Consider the following 21,084-nt stretch of genomic DNA (forward strand, 5'->3'; position numbering starts at 1 on the left):
CTCTTCGCTCCCTATTGTACGATGATGTCGGCGTGCAGCGCGCCGGCGGTCTTGATGGCCTGCAGGATGCTGATCATCCGGCGGGTATTGACGTGAGCGCGCGACAGGCCCTGGACCAGATCCGCAACCGTGGTGTTCGGAAAACGGACGACCGTATCGCCGACGCCTTCTTCGACATCCAGCTTGGTATTGGTGACGACCAGGCTGCGCACATCGCTGGCGAAGCCGGAGAAATAGCCGGGTTGCGACGCGATGTTTTCCGCCTTGATCGTAATCTTGATGTCACCTTGCGAGATCGCGACGCTCGATATCTGCACGTCGCCGCCCGCGACGATCGTGCCGGTGCGCTCGTTCACCACGACACGTGGCGCACTGTCCGGCCGGACCGAGATCGCCTCGATCTGCGCGAGGAAGGTCGTGAGCTGAGCCGGATCGCCAGCGTAGCGAACCTTCACTTCGTCGGCACTCTTCGCGGTAGCCGAGCCGATGCCAAACCGGTTGTTGATAGCGTCGGCGATACGCTGCGCCGTCTCGAAACCCGGATCGCTGAGCAGGAAGGACAATTGCCCGTCAGGCTTGAGGATATGCGCGTCGACCGCGGTTTCGACCGTCGCGCCGCCCTGCAACAGCGCAGTGGTCGGATAGTTGCGCTGTTGCTGGTTGAGCTCACTTTCGAAGCTGTAGCCGCCGGCGACAAGGGCGCCCTGCGCCAGCGCATAGGGGCGCTGATCCGGCCCGAGCATCGGCGTCATCAACAAGGTGCCGCCCGCCAGGCTGCGCGCGTCGCCGATCGAGGAGATGGTCGCGTCGATCCGGTCGCCGACATTGGCTGACGCCGGCAGGGTCGCGATCACCATCACCACCGCGACATTGCGGCTGCTGATCTGATCGTCGGAAACCGTGGTGCCGAGCCGGCTCAGCACGTTGCGCAGCGCCTGACGCGTCACCGCGCTGCGCCGCGTATCGCCCGATCCGGCGAGGCCGGTCACCAGGCCGTAGCCGATCAGCGCATTCTCCCGCCAGCCATCGAACCGGCCGAGACCGCGCAGGGAAACATCCTGTCCTGCGGCCGGCACCGCCAGGCTGAAGGAGAGCAAGGCAAACCCTATCAACGCACGCACAAACACCGGCATGTGCATCAGCCCAATCCGAGGAAGCGGAAGACGCGGTTGATGATCCCCGGCTTGGCGCTGCGCGACACGAAGCCGCGGCCGTCATAGTCGATCTGGGCGTCGGCGACGCGGCTCGACAATATCTGGTTGTCGCTGGTGATATCGGCCTGACGGACGCGGCCGCGCACCCCGATATCGCTGGTCTCGCCATTGACATGCATGCGCTGCCGGCCGGCAATGCGCAGATCGCCATTGGGCAGGATCTCTTCGACCAGAACGGTGATCTGGGTGACGAAGCGTTCGCTGCGCTGGACCTGCCCGCCGCCGGTATAGTTGCCGCCGACGCGCAGGGCACCGGATTCGTTGATCGATCCGGCAGTGAGGCCACCGCTCAGATTGGTGCTCTTGCTCGAATCGCTCTTGGCGGAATTGGTCGCTTCGGCCGACTGATAGACCACCACGGTGAGCGCATCGCCGACCTGGGTCGCCCTGCGATCGGTGCTCATCGCGGCCCAGCCGTTCGGCTTGTACAGATCCTCGGCCTGCACGGCCTGCGCCACCAACAGGGCGGCGATGGCAACCAGTGTAGCGCGCGCGATCATCGTCCGCCTCCGACATCGGCCAGGCGCGCGGAATAGACCTGCCCGTCCTCGTCGCGGACGAAGACCCGCCCGCCACGGCTCGGCTGCATCGCGGTCACGCTCCGTTCGATGCGCACCGGGCCGGCGGTAGAGACGAGCCGCAACGCGGCGCCCTTGCGGATGCCGGTCGCGGCGCGGATGGCCGCACGGCCGAGATAGGCGCCGGCGTCGAGATCATCCACGGCGACGGCAAGCGCGGTCGAGCGATCGAAGGCGAGCCGCACCGGCACCTGATCGCGGCACGGCACCGACTCCACCGCATCAGGCTCTATCGCCATGCCGTGCGGCACCGGGCGGGTCAGCGCATGACAGCCCGGCTGGCCAACCCTCCGCTGCGGCATCGCAGCACGGGCAGGCACCGATGCGGGCGCGGCGGACGTCAGCGTCAGCAAGGCAGCCATCACGATCACGTCGTTACCGCCGCAATCCGTTGGCGATCGCCATCATCTGGTCGGCTGCCTGCAGGATCTGGGCATTCGCGCCGTACGCGCGCTGGACCAGCATGAGCTGGACCATCTCGGTCGTCATCTCGACATTCGATCCTTCGATGCCACCCTGGACGAGCAGGCCGGTGCCATCCTCGCCCGCCTGCGCATCGGCCAGCCGGGCGCCTTCGGCCGCGCGGTACAGGCCGCCGTCGAGGCGGGTCAGCGTGGTCGCGTCGTCGATCTTCACCAGGCCGATCTGGCCGAGCTCGACCGGCGTGGCTCCGTCGCCGGTCACCGCACGCACGATACCGTCCGATCCGATGGTCATGGACGTGGCGTCGTCGGGAACGGTGATCGCCGCCTTGAGCGCAAGGCCGTTGGCCGCCGCGAGCAGCCCGTCCTCGCCGACCTTCAGCGTTCCGCCGCGCCACAACAATGTCTGTCCGGACGGCCCCATCAACTCGATGAAGCCCTGGCCGTCGATCGCCAGGTCCATCGCATGGCCGGTCGTCTGGATCGGCCCGACCTCGTTCACCATCGCGGTCGCATCGACCATCACGCCGCCGCCGTCGAACGCGGCATTGGCAATGTCGATGCTCGGTGTGTCGGTGTCGGCGCGGCGCGCCAGGACCTCGGAGAAACGGATCTCCGAGCGCTTGAACGACGGCGTGTTGATGTTCGCCATGTTGCTGGCGATGATGTCGAGCGCGCGCTGCTGCGATTGCAGGCCGACCGATCCGATATAGAAAGCGCCGTTCATCGCCCGCCCGACCCGAATGCGGTGATTACGCGGCCCAGCAGATCGTCATAGGTCTGCACCAGCCTGGCGCCGGTCTCGGCCTGGCGCAGCGACGCCATCATCGTCACCATCTCGTCACCGACCGAGACGTTCGACGCCTCGATCGTGCCCTGGCGCAGATGCGGCTCGGCCACCTCTTCGCCGACATTGCCGCCGAAGCGGAACAGCGACCCGTCGAGCGGCTGCACCGCCGCGCCATCGGACGGCGAGAACACCCCGATCCGCCCGACCGGACGCTCGCCGTCGAGCACGGTGCCGTCGGCGAGAATCTCCACGCCGGATCCGTCGAGCACCAGATCGCCGCCACCGGCCTGCTGCAGCGCATAGCCCTGCGACGTCACCACCGTGCCGTCGGCCGCGAGCTTGAACTGGCCCTGGCGCGAATAGACGAGGTCGTCGCCGTTACGCAGCTGGAAGAAGCCGTCGCTACCGATCGCAAGGTCGAGCGGGTTGCCGGTGTTGCTCACCTTGCCCTGCGCGAGATCGGCCCGGACACGCATCGCCAGCGCGCCGACCTGATCCCTGCCGCCATTGGCGACAAGGTCGGCAAAGCTCACCTGACGCTTGTATCCAGGAGTGGAAACATTTGATATATTAGACGAAACAACCTCAAGCCGCCTCTCGGACGCGCTCAAGATCGCCGTCGCCGACTCGATGAGTCCCGACATATTTCCCCCGGTGCTGCTGTCTCGTTATGGGACATAAGGGGCCGGATCGGTCAAGCGGGGTAACGTTCAGGTCAAGCCGGCAATTGGCCGCAGACTCGCGGAATTAGGCCGTTGCAAAGGCAGAAAAAAATTGCCTCCGATTTGGTTGTAATGCGAAACGGAGTGGTGCGGACCCGGCAACATACGCGAATCGGTACGGTTGATGTGCGGCAGCGTCGAGATGAACGAGGCCGGTGAATTGGGGCGGCGCGGCGATCGTAGCGGGAGCCGAAGCGGCTGGACTGTTTCAGGCGACCCAAGGCATCATGGTCTGATTGCGATGCTTGCGGGCCGCTCCGGGGCATGCGCCCTTGTTGCAACGATGAGAAGGAAACGAGACGCGAGCGTCCGCCATGATGTCGTTCTATGCGATGCGGCTCAGCGGTTGAATCGAGCGCGCATGTTGGGAATGTCAGTAGGGTCGCTGACATTCCTGGGCGGCGTCTGATAATAATTTATTTTATTTACAAGGAGATATTTATTTCTGCCGCGGGAGCAGGCGGTGTCAATGTTGAAGTGCAACACTGTCGCCAATAGTTTTGCGCTGGCGATCAGTTGCTGGAACACCTCATTGGGCGTCTGGAAGTCGAGGACCTTTCGCGGCCTGTTGTTCAGGCGTTCGGCGATGTCGTTGAGGTCGTCCTGTGAGAGGGGCGACAGGTCGGTTGCTTTAGGAAGATACTGGCGGATCAGGCCGTTGGCGTTTTCGTTGCTGCCGCGCTGCCATGGGCTGTAGGGATCGGCGAAGTATACCTTGATTCCGGTGTTGCGGGTAAGCTCGGTGTGGCGGGCCATTTCGGTGCCGCGATCATAGGTCAGCGTTTTGCGCAGCGTCGCAGGGATCTGGTCGAAGGCGCGTTCGAAGGCGCAGCGGGTGGTCTCGGCATCGAGCGCGTCCATGCGAGCGAGCAGGACGAGGCGGCTGGTGCGCTCGACCAGCGTGCCGACGGCGGAGCGGTTTGCCGCGCCCTTGATCAGATCGCCCTCCCAGTGGCCGGGGATCAGGCGTTCGGCGATTTCCTGTGGCCGTTCAGTGATTTTGACATCGTCGGTGACGAACCCCCGGCGGTCGGTGCCGCGCGAGCGGGGCCGGCGGTTCTGCCGCCCCTGGCGCAAGGCGGCGAGCAGTTCGCGCCGCAGCTCGCCGCGAGGCAGCGCATAAAGCGCGCCATAGATGGTCTCGTGGCAGACGGTGCCGGGGCGGTCATTGGCGTCCATGCGGCGCAGTCTGCCGGCAATCTGCAGCGGCGACCAGCCGTCGCGCAAATGGCTGGTGACGGTATCGAACAGCCTCGTGCCGGGGCGCAACTTGCGCACGCCGGTCCGGCTTTCAGAGCGGCGTCGGACGGCGCCGAAATAAGCGTTCGCGGGATCATAGCTCGCGGCCGGATACAGACAGGGACGCCGCAACTCGCGGCTGATCGTCGATCGATGCCGGTTCAGCCTGCGCGCGATCTCGGCGTTGCTACGTCCGGCGCGATGACCCTCGCTGATCGACAGTCGCTCGACATAGCTTAGATGCTCGTAACGCTCTCCCATCGCTTCGCTCCCATTTCAGCCAACAGGAAGATGCCCTGTTGCGCTTACTTTTGGAACGCGGGGCATTTTGGTGGCATTTTGGTGACAGTTTACTAATTAACCACCTTCGGCTTCGGCCCCCGCCGTTGCGGCGCAAGGGTCCGGCCGGTTTGCCGCTCGATCGCCTCGATCCAGGCCGGACCGCCGAGCGGCCTGCCGGTCGTCTCGGACTGGCGCAACGCGGCATAGGCCGCGGCATCCTCATCATCGCCGAGAAAGGCACGGAAGTCTCCCGTACGATCGAGCACCGGACCCACCTTCACCACATTGTCGTCCTCGCCCGCGAGATGGGCGGCGGCGCTCGACCAGCGCCAGTCCTCCGGCCTGTCGACCAGGCGCGCCCGGACCGGGTTCATCGCCACATAGCGGGCGGCGCTGGCCAGATACGCGTCATCCATCGCGACCGAACCGAACCGCCCCTGCCACAAATGTCCGGTCCAGCGATGTCGGGCGTTGATGATGCCGGTGTAGCGGCGATGGAGATCGGCAAAGGTCCGGCGCAGGCCGTCCGGGTCAGACGGCGTCAGGATGACATGGACATGGTTGGGCATCAGGCAATAGGCCCAGACCTCCGCCCCGGCCTTGCCCGCCGCCTCGCCGAGCAGATCGCGATAGAGCGCATAATCCGCATCCTCGAAGAAGGTCTGGCCGCGCCGATTGCCACGCTGCGTCACGTGGTGCGGGACGCCGGGGATCACGACTCTTGCCAAACGTGCCATGTGCCGATGGTAGCGAACGTCGGCTAATTAGTAAACTGTCACCGTAATTCCTGTGTCACGAAACTGGAAGAGACGGGATGAGCTACAGTCATTTGAGCTATGTCGAGCGGCTTGAGATCGCCGATGGGCAGCGCGCTGGTTTGAGCCTTCGGGCGATCGCCCGAAGGCTCAAACGCGACCCCGGGACGGTCAGCCGGGAGTTGGAGCGCAATGCCCTGCCGGGGTACGGTCGCTACGACGCCTGCGCCGCGTTCTTCGGCGCGCTTGCGCGGCGCAGCCATGCCCGGCGAGGTCACCGCAAGCTGCGGCCTGATACGCCGCTGTTCGCGCAGGTCGCGACCCATCTGCGCGAGGGCTGGTCGCCCTCGCAGATCGCAGGCAGACTGCGCCGCATGGACCCCGAGGACCGCCGCGCACGCGCCTGCCATGAAACCATCTATGTCGCGCTCTACGCGCTGCCGCGCGGCGAACTGCGCCGCGAGCTTCTCGCCTGGCTGCGTCAGGGGCGCCAGACGCGGCGGCCACGCTCGCGCGGCGCCGATCGCCGGGGGTTCGTCCCCGACGATTTGAGGATCGCCGAGCGGCCCGAGGAGATTGCCGAGCGCCTCATCCCCGGCCATTGGGAGGGCGACTTCATCAAGGGCGCCCACAACCGCTCCGCTGTCGGCACCCTCGTCGAACGCACCAGCCGCCTCGTCAGGATCGCCCGCATGGAAGGCCTGGATGCCGTCGCTGCGCGGCAGGGCTTCGAAAGCCTGTTCCGCCAGGTGCCCGAGCCCATGCGCAAGACCATGACCTATGATCGCGGCACCGAGATGGCCCGCCACGCCGAGCTCACTCAAAACACCGGCGTCAAAGTCTACTTCGCCGACCCCTACTCACCCTGGCAGCGCGCCAGCAACGAGAACATGAATGGTCTCATCCGTCAGTATCTGCCCAAGGGAACCGATCTCTCATCCTTCTCCCAGGATGACCTCGATGCCATCGCTTACCGCCTCAACTCCAGACCCAGAAAGACCCTCGACTTCCAGACACCCTATGAGGTCTATCATCAGCTCGCCGAAACCGCCGCCAGCTCAGCGCCAACTGTTGCACTTCAAAATTGACACCGCCCTCTAATTTGCACTGTTACTCATTTGCGCGGCTTTCATTCCCTGCTCTATTAGATTTTCTATTTTATCGAGATCGCCATCACTAATCCACTCGGCAATAATGGTGGCAATCTCGCGCTCACCTCTTTCTAGCGCGAAGGCAATAGCGTCCATACCTTTCATGCTCTCACCAGTATAATGAACATTGCTGTCAACGCCTTCTTGGAGCAGCATCCGAACAATGTCCGGAGAGCTTCCAATAATTGCGGCAAACAATGGATTCCTCTCTGGAGCTTCAACATCCATCTTTGCCCCATGATCGAGAAGATACCTTGCTACCGCGTAGTTTCCATATGAGCTTGCAGAAACTAGCGCCGTATCGCCTGCAACGCGGCCCGCCTTATTTACTTCAAAACCTATCTCAATCATTGCCTCAATCAGGTCAGGTCCTTGCCTACTGGCAGCTAAATGTAGAAATGTCCCACCACCAAAAGGAATGAAAGAATTGATCATGTCAGGATAGCGAGAAAATAAATACCGAGTTTGGTCAATATCGCCCCTAGATATTGCTTCCCAAATTTCTGCAGTGGGAGATTTGTTTTCCGACATCGTTTTCACCTTCTTGCCGCTGCCAGCTTACCATTACGCGTCAAAATTTCAACCATAGCATCACGACTCAGGCCGAATTGCTGCGCTTCTCGCAGTTCTGTAACGACCGTTCTCAATGGTCCGATCGCGTGCTGGTCAGCCACACGCATAGGCGCCCACACTAGGTTTTCGGGGCCGGTGATTGGATCGATACCGACACTTCGCAGTATACCCTGCCCCTCTGCAACCAATGCCTTCTGGGCAGCGCCATTTCCTGCTTGCAAAACGATGTGATGGGCATGAGGATCAAACATGCCGTCTGGAGCTGGCCCCTTCATCCTGGTCAGGTATTCACCCCACCCTTCAGAAGCCCCTTTGATGAAATCCGGCTTAATGGGTCCGATGAACTTCGCATCTCCCGCAACCGGCAAGCGAAGCGACGCCTCCTCTGCGGCCAGAGTGCCAGTTCGCACGCCTGCGGCGGCTCCCCTCTCAAGACGAGCCAAAGATGCGAGCGGACTAACGATGCTGGCGGCGGTTCCAACATGGCCGATAACTTCACCTCTTGTTATAGGCGATTTGTAGGTCGGAGGAAGGTCTGGAGGGCCAAACCCCATTCCTTGGGCAACCATCATGCCACGGGAAAGTGCGGGATCTGCTGGAAAATAGGTTCTCGGGATTGGCTTCGTCACTGGCGTATTCATCCATCGCATAGTCCCTTGTCCGATCGCGACAGCGAGGCGGTGATTGGCCATCTCGGCTTCGGCACGCGCCTCGTAGGCCTTATTTGTGGTGCCATCCCAGGTCCGACCTGAGAATATGTTGCCCAGATGCCAGAAGAAGCCGTGCTTGGCATCGTATTCACGCTTCTGCTCCTCGGTCATGCGCTGGCCGGTGACGACGACGTCGGGCTCCACTTCATCCGCTGGGGCGGAGGTCATGCCGAAGGGATCGTCGCTTGGTAGAGATTCCGGCACGTCCTGAAGAAAGCTTGCGTTGCTGAGAGTGCCGCCACCCGGAAAACGTCCCGTGAGGGCGGCTAAGCCAGCGTACGCTCCTTCGGCATCCGATCCATCGCCAGCGCCGGCGGCCGCTGGACCGGGTGCTACAACCACGTCGGGCGAGGTGTCGTATAAGCCCTCGGGAAGCAGGTTTATGGGCTTTCCGTGCTTTCCGATGCTGGCAATGCCGCCAGCCACTATATTGCCTATCGTCTGTCCGATCACATCCGGCAGTGCGGCCATGACGTTGTCGCCGAAGCTGGTGCCCTCGACGATGCTTCGCGTGCCCGCACTGGCGATGGCACCGGCGGCGCCTGCAACACCGGAGCGCAACGCATTGCCGACCGACCGTACGCCGGCTTGCACGCCGACCGCGCGCCCGACCACGTCGATCACCCCGCCTGAGATCGCCGCCGTGGCCACACCGGTCCAGTCGAAGCCCTTCTGCAAGCGGGTGGCAATCGCAATGCCCTGTGTCGCAACATTGCCGATCACCGCGCGGCCGATGGCGGAGGTGACCGACCTTAAGCCGGTCACGGCTGTCTTTTCAGTGCCTGCCAAAATGCCGTCGAGGCCCTTGATCTGGCCAACCCCGCCGCCCACAGCCCCTGACAGCGCCGCCAGCGCCACGCCTTTCCAGCTGAACTTGTCCTGGATACGTGTCGCAACGCCGACGCCCTGGCTGACCACGCTGGCAATCGCCCCCGTAACGGCACCGCCCACGATCGCGCCACCGATCGCGCCCGCGCTACCCGCTATCACCGCACCGGTCCCCGTCAGGCCGCCGAGCACCCCCTGGAAGAAGTGGATCGCTTCGGGCCCCACAAAATAGGCCACCGCGACCGCGATCACGGCGAGCAGGATCATCCCGAACACGCCGCAATTCTTGTTCTTCGCGGCTGGCTTGGGCGCGGTGGGCGACAGGTCGCCCTGGGCGACGCTCGGATCGTAGGGCCGGAAGGTCGAATCGCTGTTGCTGCTCGAGCGGACGCCCGCCGGCACGATCAGGCTCATGCCGGCGACGAGCGTCTCGGAGCCGGTCAGGCCGTTGGCCTGGGCCAGCTTGTACCACAGGCTGGCATCGCCCCAGAGCTGGGTCGCGATGCTCGCCAGCGTGTCGCCGGTATTGACCGTGTAGCGGCTCGCCGCCTGCGCATAGTCCAGCCCGTTGATCGGATCGTAGCTCTGGTCGAAATCGGCGTACGGCACGCTGGTCGCCGAGCCGCCCGCGAACGGGCCGGTGCCCGGCACGCCGGTGCGCTGGGCATTGGCGGCGACATAATCGACGCTCGAGGAGCCGTTGTTCGAGATGTCGCCGATGCGCTGGCCGTTGAAATAATAATGCAGCTGCCGCGGATCGCCGGTGCCCAGGCTGTCCGATTCGTCGCGCGAGAGGATCTGCCCCTCGGCATTGTTGACGAAGCTCACCGTCCGGCTGCGCCCGTCCTGGATATAGACCGACTGGAGATGGCCGGCATCGTCGTAATAATAGCTCGAATTGTTGGTCGTGCCCGGGCTGGCGATATTGGGGGTGAAGGTGACGTGGCTCGCCTGGGCGCTGTCCCACCAGACCAATGTCGTCTTCGTGTCGGTGGTCGGCTGCGACACGCCGCCCTTGGTGGTGGTGGTGACGCTTTGGACGACCGAGCCGCCCTGATAGGCGCCGGTCCAGACGCCCGAGCCCGCATAGGTCTCCGCGCGGTAATCATAGGTCGTGACCGCATGATAGCTGCCGTCCGAGCGCGCCGTGTCGGTGGTCTGGCTGGTCAGCGCGTTCAGGTAATCATAGGTCGAGGTCGCGCTGTAATTGGGCGCGGTATAACTCGTCGTCCGGCCCATGGCGTCGCGGACATAGGTGCCCGTCGTGCCCGCGCCGCCCATTTCGCCGCCGACGACCGACGAGCCCGACCCGTGGCCGACCTGCGTCGCGGTCGTGACACCCATCAACTGCCCGTCGGCGCGATAGGTGTAGGTGTCCTGATAGGTGCCCTGGAACGTCGTCGACGCCTGGAGCCAGATCACGCTGATCGGATCGCCCCAATCGCCTTGCTCGTCTTCATACCAATAATAGGAGGTATCGCCCTTATTATGGGCCTTCCAGCCCGACCAGTTCAGCGTCGTCGTGCCGGTCGCGGTCGCCCGCCTGCCGGCCTGGTCATAGGTGATGTCGATGCCGGTCGCGCCGCGCGTGATCGCGCCGGTCGTGCCGCGGGTGCCGGTGAAAGTGCCCATGGTGGTGACGAACCGGTCCATGCTGTCATAGCGGTACCAGTAATCCTGGGTCGTCGCGGTCCCGGCGACGTTGCCCTGCGCATCGAGCGCGCGATAGCTTGCACCCATGTGCCGGACATTGCCGACCGCGTCATATTCATAGACGATCGAGGCGGGTGCGCTGCCGCTGGCGCCGCTATCGGTGAAGCTCACCATCCGGTTCATCGCGTCCCAGACGGCGGTCGCATCCTGGTGGGAGGTGGTATAGGCATAAGCGATGCCGTCGTAATAATCGTACCAATAGCCGGTGACGGCATGGTTCTCACGCGTGCGGTTGCCGTCCACGTCGTAGGAGTAGAGCGAGGTCGCTGTTTCGCTCGAATAGCCGTTGTCGGTGCCCGTCACGATCTTCGCCAGACGGCCGCTATTGTAATAGCTATAGGCGATGTTCGCGCCGGCATTGTTGGTCTGCGCCGTCAGGCGGCCGGCATAATCATAGACATAGCTGAAGACATGCCCGCCGAAATCGGTCCGGGCGAGGACATGCCCGAAATAATCGTCATTCTCGGTCGCGGTGAGGCCGGCGGTGTTGACGGTGGTCTTGGTCCAATAGCCAGCGCCGCCGTTCGCGACCCATGCATAGCCATAGGTGGTCGTTGCCGCGTCCGGCGAGCCGGACGAGATGACCTGGGAGATGACCCGGCCCTGTCCGTCGTAATTGGTCAGGTCGAGGATCGTCGGGCTGGCGGGGTTCGTATTGAACTGGCTGTTCCAGTGCCGGGTGCGCTGGCCGAGTTCGTCATAGCCATAATAGTCGGTGAGCAGGCCGCCGCGATGCGCGACGGTGAGCAGGTTGCGATTGAGATCATAGGTTTGCGTCTCGGCATTGCCGAATTCGTCGGTCAGGGTGCGGGCATTGCCGAACACGTCGTAGGCGGTAAGGGCGCTCCAGCCGTCCGCATGGGTATCCGTGACGACCAGCGCGGCACCGCCGCCATAGCCGGTCCCGGCGAGCAGCACGCGCCGGCTGGTGTGGTCGTTCGCGTCCTTCACCGCCACCAGGCGCCCGGAGATATCGTAATAATTGTCCTCGGTCGGGCGGACCGAGCTGATCCCGCCATTTTCAGCGGTGACGCTGACGGTCGGGTTCTCCTTTTTGATCACCCGGCCCATGGTGTTGTAGGTGTAGTTGGTCACGTTGCCGCGTGCGTCCGTCTCGCTCGCCACCTCGCCGAACGCGTTGTAGCTACGCTGGTGACGGATCAGCGCCGTATCGTAGATCGCCGGGTTGGATATGTTGGGGTTGACCTCGCGGAACGCTTCGCGCGTGTCGATATCCTGGTTGCGCTTGTCGAACACATCGATCGTGACGACCGCGCCGGTTACGGCAATGCTGCCCGCCGCCGACGCGCCGGTGTTGGTGACGAGATTGAGCGCGGCATCGAGCGTGTAGGTGGCGAGGTTGACGCCGCCCGACGAGGCGATCGTCAGGGTCGCGTCGCCGCCCTTGTCGTAGAGATAGATGCGCGCGCTGCCATCGCCCGAGTTCGACCGCCAGACATGGCCGGCCGCATCATAATCATAGGTTTCCTGCCATTGGCCGTTCATGCCGCGCGCGGTGACATCGCCATAGGCATTGTACTGGATCTGGTTGGTATCCGCGTCGAAGATCCAGGTGGATGCGCCGACCGCCTTGTGCGCGACGGTCTGATACGTCAGCCGACCGGCCGTGTCGTAGCGATAGTTGATCGTCTCGTTGAACGCGGCGCCGCTTCCCGGCGTGCGGGTATAGCTTTCGCCGAGGGTGCGACCGGCGGCGTCATAGGCGTAGCTGCGGGTTTTCCCCAGCGCGTCGGTTACCGACGCGAGACGCCCGCCGATATTATAAACATAGGTGGTGCCATGCTGTTCGCCGCCGGAATGGCCAAGCGCGTCGCTGACGGTGACGCTCAGGACGTTGTTCAGGCCGTCATAGGTGTAGGTGGTCAGCCGGGCGACCGCCTGCGCGCTCTGGTTATTGTAGCCGGGATCGGTCTGGGTGAGCGTGCGGCCGATCGCGTCATAGCCATAGGTCGTCGTGTCGCCGTTCGCCTCGCGCTTGGTCAGCACTTCACCCAGCCCGTTATAGGTGTAGACGATCTGCGAGTCCTGCAGCGAGGTCGTCGGCGTCCCGCTGGTGTTGGCCAGGGTGACGACGCCGATGCGCGTCTCGGTCAACCGGCGTGCGGCGAGATCATAGGTGAAGGTCGTGGTGCGGTCAGACGTCGCGTTGGTGCCGGCGAGCGTCTGGAGCGCGGCAACGGTGCTCGTCGTCGTGAAGGCGCCGGTGATCTTGTTGGCGTAGCGTGTCTCGCTGGTGACGTTGCCGTTCGCGTCACGCACCCAGGTGGTGAGGTAATTCTCCTGATCGACCTGGGCGAGTTGCTGGCCGAGCTTGTTGTAGAAGGACCAGGTCTTGTTGCCGCGGCCGTCGGTCTGGGTGATGATGTTGCCGGCCGCGTCATACTCGTTGGTCGCGACCGCGGCATCGGTCGTGATCACATAGCTGGTGCCGTTATAGCCGCCCATCTTGATCGCCGGACCGGTCGTCGTGGTCAGCCGGTTGTTCTTGTCATAGGCATAGGTGGTGGTGCGGGCGTTGGTCGGGGAGACAGGCGCCGGCGGCGTACCACCCGGACCGGTCGGCGTCACCGCGTCGCCATAGACCGTCGCGGTGAGCGTGTTGCCGTTGGCGTCGTAGGTCCATTTGCTCATCGTGCCGAGCGCGTCGATCTCGGCGATCTTGCGGTCGGCATCGTCATAATAGGCCCAGGTCGCAGCGCCGCCGCTGCCGCCGACCTGCGCCGTCACCGACTTGATGACGTTGCCGCGGCGATCATAGGTCAGGACGTCGACCGGCGTGACCAACGAGGTGGAGGACAGGTCGCTCGTGCTGACCGTGACCTGGTCATGCGTGGTCGTCGTCAGCCGGTCGAGCTTGTCATAGGCGTAGCCGGTCGTGCGCGGCTTGGCCGTGCTGCTCGCCTCGACCATCTGAGTCAGGTTGCCGCGCGCATCGTACGCGTAGGTGTTGGTGATCGTGCTGCCCACCGCGACCTGAATGACCTCGGTCAGCAGCAGCCCGCGCTTGTCGAAGCTGTTGGTGGTGAGCCCGCCAAGCTTGTTGGTGACGCTGGTCCGGTCGCCAAAGGCATTATAGCCATAGCTCTCGGTGATGTTGTGCGACGGCGTGGTATCGATGACCTGTGCCGTCGTGAGCACGCGGTCGAGCTTGTCATAGGTGAAGGTCGAGACTGCGTCCGAGGCGGGCGTGGACACGATAGTGGGCGGCGCACCGATCGCCGGCGTACCGGTCGGCTTGACCGCATAGCGGGTGACCGACGCGGTCTGGCCGGTGAAGGTGTAGCTGGTCGCGGTGGCATAGCCCTCCGGATCGACCTGCAGGACCAGCTGGTTGTGTGCGTCGTAATAGAAATAGCCGCTATTGCCGCGCGGATCGACGATCTTCACCAGATTGCCGAACGCGTCGTAGCTGTTGGTGGTCACCGCGTTCGTGCTCGCATCGAGCGGCACGGTGACGGTCAGCACATGGCCCAGCGCATCATAGGTACGGGTCACGGTGTTGAGACGGCCATCCTGCTCGGTGAGCATGTTGCCGATCGAATCATAGATGAAGGTGCGGGTCGTCGCCTCAGGCTGGCCGTAGCCGCGCGTCTCGGTGAGCACGCGGCCGAGCGCGTCATAGCTGTTGGTCGTGACGCTCTCGTCGGCGGTGCCGTAAGCGACCGCCGTGCTCAGCGCCTGGCCGAGCTGGTTGAGCGTCATCACGGTGCGCGTGCCTTCGGGATCGACCGTCTCGGTCAGCCGGCCCGCGCTATCGTATTTGAACTCGGTGATCGCCGCAGGGGCGGTCGGAGTCGCGGCGACATTGGCAATCGCCTGCGCCAATGTCGTAGCGTCGGTGAACGCAGTGAATCCGCCGGTGCCGTTGAAGCGGTCAGCGTAACGGACGGTCGTGCGGACGCTGCCGGCGGCGTTGTAGGTGTATTGGGTGACATAGCCTTCGGCATCGACATCGAACCGCAGCTGGCCGTTCTGGTCGTAGATCGCGCGCGAGATCCGGTCGTTGGTCGCGTTGCCGTTGCTGGCGAGCCACGTCGCCATCGCGGCATCGGTCGGGTCGCCGGCAGTGACGTAGTTCGCCGCCACCCGCTGCTGCTTCACGACATTGCCCTGGGCGTCGTAGGTATAGGCAGTGACGTTGCCGAGCGCATCGATCGTGAAGCCGCGCTGGTTGTCGGCATTGTAGACATTCCGGATGATCGGCGAAGCGACGATCGCGGGGGCGCTCATCCCGGCGATCTGCGTGGCGATGGTCGCCATGGTGTAGGTGGGCGCCGATGCGATCGCGGTCGAATAGGCGATGCTACGGATGGCGTTGCCGGCGGCGTCATAGACGAACTCGGTCAGGAAGTTCGCGGCATCGACGCTGAAGCGGAGCTGCCCGTTCGTGTCATAGACCGATCGGGTAAGCTGGTCGTTGCTCGAGGGAGAGACGCGCGCGGCCAGGGCAGCGGTAATCGCGGCGGTGGTGGTGATCGTCACCAGGCCGGCGAGCGAGATCGCACTCGCATAGGCCTTGCTCAGGATCACCCGGCCATCGGCGTCATAGCTGTTCTGGGTGACGCCGCCGAGCGCATCGACCGTGTAGATCAGCCGGTCGTTGCCGTCATAGGTGTAGCGCGTGATCTGACTCATCACGTCCTGGACGGCCGCCAGGTTGCCGCGCTTGTCATAGCTGTAGGTCGTGGTGTGGCTGAGCGCGTCGACCAGGGTCTTGAGCCGCCCGTTGCGGTCATAGCTGCTGGTCGTGACCTGGCTCGCGGGATTGGTCAGCGAGACGACCCGGCCGAACGCATCATAGCCATAGGTCGTGGTGAGCGCCTTGCCCCCGCCCGCCGAATCCACCACCTGCGTCTTCAGCAGGCCGCGCCGGTCATAGGTGCGCGTGGTCTGGATCGTGGTTGCCGGGCTGCTCTCGAGCGGATCTACCTCGGTGACGATGTCGCCGAACGCATTGAGCGTATAGCTGACGACCGCCCCCAGCGCGTCGGTCGAGCCGAGGAGACGGCCGACCTTGTCATAGAGGAAGCTCGTCGTCGCATCGCGCGCGGCGTCCGCGGTGAAGGTGGGCTGGGTCGTCACGGTGACGCTGCCGGCATTGTTCGCCTTGTTGTACCAGCGCTTGACCGAGGCGAGCTCGCCGAACACCGTGTAGCTGCTCTGCGTGCCGTACTGCCCGGCATCGTAGCTGAGCGTGACCCGGCCAAGAGTATCGTAATAGCTGAAGCTGACGTTACCGCGTTCGTCGGTGGCTTTCACCGCCTCGCCGAACGCGTTGTACTGATACGCGACCGCGCCCGAGAGCGGGTTGATCTCGCTCAGCACCTGCCCCAGCCGGTCATAGGTGCGGGTCGTGACGGCAGCGGCCGGATCGGTGACCGTCAGGACATTGCCGAAACCATCATAGGTGAACCGGGTGATTGCCACCTCGGCCGTGCCGTACGCGTCGTACCGGGTGACCACCCGCCCGGCATTGTCGTACTCATAGACGGTCTTCGCCTCGTCGCTCGTCCCGGTCGCGACCGTCGTCCAGAGCAGCGTGCCGTTGGCGTTGTAGACATAGCCGGTGACGACGCCTTCGCCGTCGGTCCGGGTGGCAACGCGGCCGTCCATATCGTAGCTGGTCGCGGTGGTGGCGTAGGTGCCGGTCGCCAGGGTCGCGACGTTGGCGATCGTGGTGCTGTCGCTGGCGGTGATAGCCGTGTCCCACCGCGCAGTGCCGATCGTCCGACCCTCTGCGTCATAGTCGAAGCGGGTGACATACCCTTCCGCATCGACCGCATAGCGGAGCTCGCCGCGCGCGGTGTAGTAGTTGCGGGTGACGCGATCTGTCGTGGCGCTGGTATTGGCGGTCTGCCAGGAGATCATCGTCGCAAGATCGGGCAGGGTCGCGGTCGACCGCGTGGTGGCAAACCGGACGCTCTTGGTGACCTGGCCGAGATTGTCGTAGCTGAATCCGGTGACCGCGCCGGTGGCGTCGATCGCATAGGCCAGCCGGTTGGATGTGTCGTAGACCGCCCAACTCTTGCGATTGTCGGGGTTGCTCGCAAGCGCCGCCACCGCCATCTTGACGGTTGCGATCTTGTAGTCACTCAGCGCACCGATCGTGCCTGCATATTGAATCGTCTGCCTGACGACTCCGATCGCGCCCCCGGCAACGCCTGAATCATACACATATTCGGTGACCTGGTTCAGGCTATCGATCTGGAAGCGAAGATAACCCTGCCCGTCATAGACATAGCGCATGATGCGATCGGCGGGGTTCGTGACCGTCGTGACCGAGGTGACCAAGGCGTTGAAGCTGCCCGTCGCGCGCAGGCCAGCCGTGGTGATCGTCGCAAACGCCGTCTCGACAACCTTGCGGCCGCCAGCGTCGTAGGTGATCCGGCTGAGATAGCCTTCGCTGTCGAGCACACCGATCAGCCGGCCGGACTTGTCGTAGAAATTACGGGCGACGCTGTCGCGTACGGCATCCACGGTCGGCAGCACGGCGCTGGATGGCGGCGTTGCCTTGATGGTTGTGACCTGAGTCGAGGTCAGCTTGTTGTAATAGCTGACCGTGCCGATCAGGCGGCTCTCTCCGTCATATTGATAGGTCGTGACCCCGCCGTCGCCGTTGATCGCCTCCACGACGCGTCCCTCGGCGTCGTAAACCGTCCATGCCCACATATCGGTCGCGGCCGCACTCGGCCGAAGCGTCGACATCTCGACGTTCGACAGGGGATTTTGCAGCGTCGTGAGCTGGGTTGAGGTGATCGCGGTAGCATAGCGGATCGTCGTGACCAGCAGGTCATTCGCGTCGTAGCGATATTCGATCAGGTTTCCGTAGTGATCGACATCGGCCACCTTCCTGCCCGTCTTGTCATAGACCACATAGCTGTTGTGGTTGGTCGCGTCGGTCGTGATGCGCAGTTGGCCGCGCTGATCATAGGCGTAATAGGCGGTACCACCGGTGACGTTGCTGCCGGAGTCGGTGAACGACACCAGTTCACCCGCCTTGTTATAGACCGAGGTCTGGACATAGCCGTTGGTGAGCGTGACCACCGTTTGCATCGTGGAATCGTTGAACACGAAGCTGGTCGTGTTGCCGTTCAGGTCGGTCGATGCCGTGATCCGGCCCAGGCCGTCATAGACGAACGTCTCGGTGCCGAGCCCGGTGATCGTCCGGCTGAGCACCTGTCCGGCCTGGTCGTAGATATAAGCGGTGCGGGAGGTATCGGTGCCGGAATCGATTGCTGCGAACGCTACGTCGAACGACGCACCGGTCGATTGCATCGTACAGTCGAAATAGAAGGTACCCGTCGCCCCTGCGACCGTGCGAAGGCTGCCTGCCGCGATCGCTGCATCCAGCGTCGCCCCCTTGTAATAATTGATGGTGGTCCCGGTCCTGACCAGCCAGAACGTATCGCCGACTGCAAATGACGGACTCAGCAGAAGCGCGTTACCGCTATCCGCGCTGTTGACGTTGAAGCCCTGGAAATAGAAGGCATATTGAAGGCTGACGTTCGAGGTCGAGCTGCTCGGGTTTTGCGACACCCCTACCATCAGATTGGCGTTGGTCTGATTTGGCTTTATCTGGAGGGCGAAATCCCCGCTCGCGCCCATGGTTGAGGACGCATCGGCGTCAAACGCAGTAGTGCCGCTCGTTTTTGTAATGCGGGTCAGGCCACTCGTTTGCAGACTCGCCGTGGTACCCGCCCCGGCCTGGATTCCGGCGGGGTCAGACATGAACGCTACGTCGAACGACGCACCGGTCGATTGCACCGTACAGTCGAAATAGAAGGTACCCGTCGCCCCTGCGACCGTGCGAAGGCTGCCTGCCGCGATCGCTGCATCCAGCGTCGCCCCCTTGTAATAATTGATGGTGGTCCCGGTCCTGACCAGCCAGAACGTATCGCCGACTGCAAATGACGGACTCAGCAGAAGCGCGTTACCGCTATCCGCGCTGTTGACGTTGAAGCCCTGGAAATAGAAGGCATATTGAAGGCTGACGTTCGAGGTCGAGCTGCTCGGGTTTTGCGACACCCCTACCATCAGATTGGCGTTGGTCTGATTTGGCTTTATCTGGAGGGCGAAATCCCCGCTCGCGCCCATGGTTGAGGACGCATCGGCGTCAAACGCAGTAGTGCCGCTCGTTTTTGCAATGCGGGTCAGGCCACTCGTTTGCAGACTCGCCGTGGTACCCGCCCCGGCCTGGATCACGGAGACGTCTCCTGGAGCGGTTCCGCCCGCTGACAGGACACCATAGCTCGTGGTGCTGATTGGATCTCCTCGCAGATTATATGCGGTATCCGTGCGTTGTACCGTGCTGCGATCCGCCAGCCCCACCACCCATGCGTTAAGGGACGTCTCCGGGACAGGCTGGGTGCTTGTATATCCCGAGAGACTAAATTTTTGATCGGTATAGACGAGCTGCGACGTCTCCCGACCAAGCGCGTCGTAACGATATTCGGTCACTTCCCCCTCTGCCGAGACCGCATATCGCAGGAGATAATTTGTGTCGTATGCATAGCGCGTGGTGTGGCTAACGCTCGCCCCACTGGCATCCGATCCCGTCCGGGTCTCCGTGAGCAACTCGTTCTTCGCACTATAGGTGCGGGTGACCACGTTGCCGAGGCGATCGGTCGAGGTCAGCATGTTGCCCGACGCGTCGTACGTGAAGGTGGAAGCGACACCGAGCGCATCGGTCGTCGTCAGGACATTGCCGCTGCCATCGTAGCCGAACTGCGCGACCTGGGCCGCCGCGCCGCTATAGGCCGGAGGCGCGGTGACCTTTTTCAGCGACCCGTCGGCATTGTACTCGAGCGTGGTCACCTGCATCAGAGGATCGGTGATCGTCGTCGAGCCGGCGCCGTACACGATCGACGTCATTCGCGTGACGCCGCCGGCGACCGCCTGGGTGAAGGTCGTGACGCGGCCTGCACCATCATAGTCGACCGAGATCGAGGAACCGTCGGTCTGGGCGATCGTCGCAACCTGGGTGAAGCCGGGAGTTCCGGCGGTAGCAGACTTGTAGGTGTAGGTAGTGACGTACGTCTTGCCATCCGCAATGACATTGTCGTTAGGCGACAGATCGACCGTGACCGTCGTCAGCCGGTTGTACGCATCATAGCCGTAGCGTGTTCGGGTAAGCGTCTGGTTCGCAGCGCCCGTGGCCAGGTTAGTATAACCCGTCACGATCTGGCTGATATGGCCGCCTGACCAGCTATATTGCTCATAGCTGCCGTCCTGGGTGGTCACCTTGTCCAGGGTCGCGCCGGCATAGGTGAAGGTAAGCTTCTGGCCAATCGTGTTGGCCAGCTCCGTGATCCGCCAGTTCGCGCCGTTGTTGTAATAATATTGGGTGAGCGGGGTGCCGCTGTTCGACCAGGTCCACACCCCGCCCGCATAGGTCAGGTTGTCGGTGCTGGCGGTCCCCGCGCTGACGATATATTTCGAGGTCGCGGTGTCCCAGGTATAGGTGCTGCTGGTGCCATCGGCCTTGATGCGCGTGATCGTGCTGCCGGTCGTGTTGACCGTGCCGGTCAGGCCATAGACGCCGTGTGCTGCGTATTTCTCGGTGAACTGGCTGGCACCGTCCGTCCAGGTCCACACGCCCGCGGCATAGCTCAGCGTGTCATGGGCACCGTCGCCGTCGGTGGCGACATAGGCGGAAGCGGTTGCGTTCCACGTGTAGGTGATGTCGGACCCATCGCCCGAGGTGCGCTTGACGGTGCTCCCCGTCGTGTTGAGCGTGCCGGTCAGGCCATGGATGCCGCGCGTCGTGCCCTGGCGCCAATGATCGTTGTTGTCGCCGTCCGTGACATCCTCGAGGCTGTTGTAGGTCCGCCCGATCGGCGAATCCGGCCCCAACCCCACCAGGAACTCGTCGCGCTGGCCGATCAGCAGGTTGCCGGTCGCAGCGTTCAGCGAGACCTGCTCGTTGTTGCGCCCCAGCGAACCCGACCCAAGCAAGCCCGAGGATCCCAGCGTTGTCGCCGATCCACGCCCGAAACCAGCGCCGAGCCCAGTGAAAATCGAAACCATCTCGCCCCCATCCGTCACACGCAGCCCCAGCAAACGCGGCACGTCCGCGAGGCTGTTCGA

At 63.4% G+C, this 21,084-nt stretch carries 9 protein-coding genes and 1 pseudogene; 1 reads left to right on the forward strand and 9 read right to left on the reverse strand.

Translation table 11 applies throughout. The features are described 5' to 3' along the window. Positions 1-11: 11 nt before the first annotated feature. From WC729_RS11380 to WC729_RS11410, 7 genes and pseudogenes are all read right to left on the reverse strand, one after another. Positions 12-1,121, reverse strand: coding sequence for a flagellar basal body P-ring protein FlgI (locus WC729_RS11380; protein ID WP_372852689.1), 1,110 nt, complete (start codon positions 1,119-1,121; stop codon positions 12-14). 17 nt (positions 1,122-1,138) lie between these two features. Next, complete coding sequence (locus tag WC729_RS11385) at positions 1,139-1,714, reverse strand: flagellar basal body L-ring protein FlgH (protein ID WP_372852691.1); 576 nt, start codon at positions 1,712-1,714, stop codon at positions 1,139-1,141. Then, positions 1,711-2,154 carry a hypothetical protein gene (locus tag WC729_RS11390; RefSeq protein WP_372852693.1) on the reverse strand — a complete coding sequence of 148 codons (444 nt, stop codon included), beginning with the start codon at positions 2,152-2,154 and terminating at the stop codon, positions 1,711-1,713. The genes WC729_RS11385 and WC729_RS11390 overlap by 4 nt, the downstream gene beginning before the upstream one ends. A 13-nt stretch (positions 2,155-2,167) precedes the next feature. Then, positions 2,168-2,941: a flagellar hook-basal body protein gene (locus WC729_RS11395; protein WP_372852695.1), complete on the reverse strand. Its 774-nt coding sequence runs from the start codon at positions 2,939-2,941 to the stop codon at positions 2,168-2,170. Further along, on the reverse strand, positions 2,938-3,648 hold the full coding sequence (locus WC729_RS11400; RefSeq protein WP_372852697.1) for a flagellar hook-basal body protein: 711 nt from the start codon (positions 3,646-3,648) through the stop codon (positions 2,938-2,940). Before WC729_RS11400 ends, WC729_RS11395 begins: the two co-directional genes overlap by 4 nt. Before the next feature lie 579 nt (positions 3,649-4,227). Then, positions 4,228-5,226: pseudogene (locus WC729_RS11405) on the reverse strand (IS30 family transposase); the annotation flags it as partial. A 92-nt stretch (positions 5,227-5,318) separates the two neighbouring features. Further along, positions 5,319-5,984, reverse strand: a complete 666-nt coding sequence (locus WC729_RS11410; protein ID WP_372852699.1) for a transposase — start codon at positions 5,982-5,984, stop codon at positions 5,319-5,321. Between the two features lie 77 nt (positions 5,985-6,061). Between WC729_RS11410 and WC729_RS11415 the strand changes: the two genes are divergently transcribed. Then, entirely contained in the window at positions 6,062-7,090 is a 1,029-nt protein-coding gene (locus tag WC729_RS11415) for an IS30 family transposase (RefSeq protein WP_372852701.1), read from the forward strand. A gap of 9 nt (positions 7,091-7,099) precedes the next feature. Here WC729_RS11415 and WC729_RS11420 read toward each other — a convergent pair whose 3' ends face one another. Both WC729_RS11420 and WC729_RS11425 read right to left on the reverse strand, forming a co-directional pair. Further along, complete coding sequence (locus tag WC729_RS11420) at positions 7,100-7,684, reverse strand: ankyrin repeat domain-containing protein (protein ID WP_372853311.1); 585 nt, start codon at positions 7,682-7,684, stop codon at positions 7,100-7,102. Between the two features lie 5 nt (positions 7,685-7,689). After that, on the reverse strand, positions 7,690-21,066 hold the full coding sequence (locus tag WC729_RS11425; protein ID WP_372852703.1) for a LysM peptidoglycan-binding domain-containing protein: 13,377 nt from the start codon (positions 21,064-21,066) through the stop codon (positions 7,690-7,692). Between the last annotated feature and the right edge of the window lie 18 nt (positions 21,067-21,084).

The organism is Sphingomonas sp. (genome assembly GCF_041661825.1).
Classification (GTDB): domain Bacteria; phylum Pseudomonadota; class Alphaproteobacteria; order Sphingomonadales; family Sphingomonadaceae; genus Sphingomonas.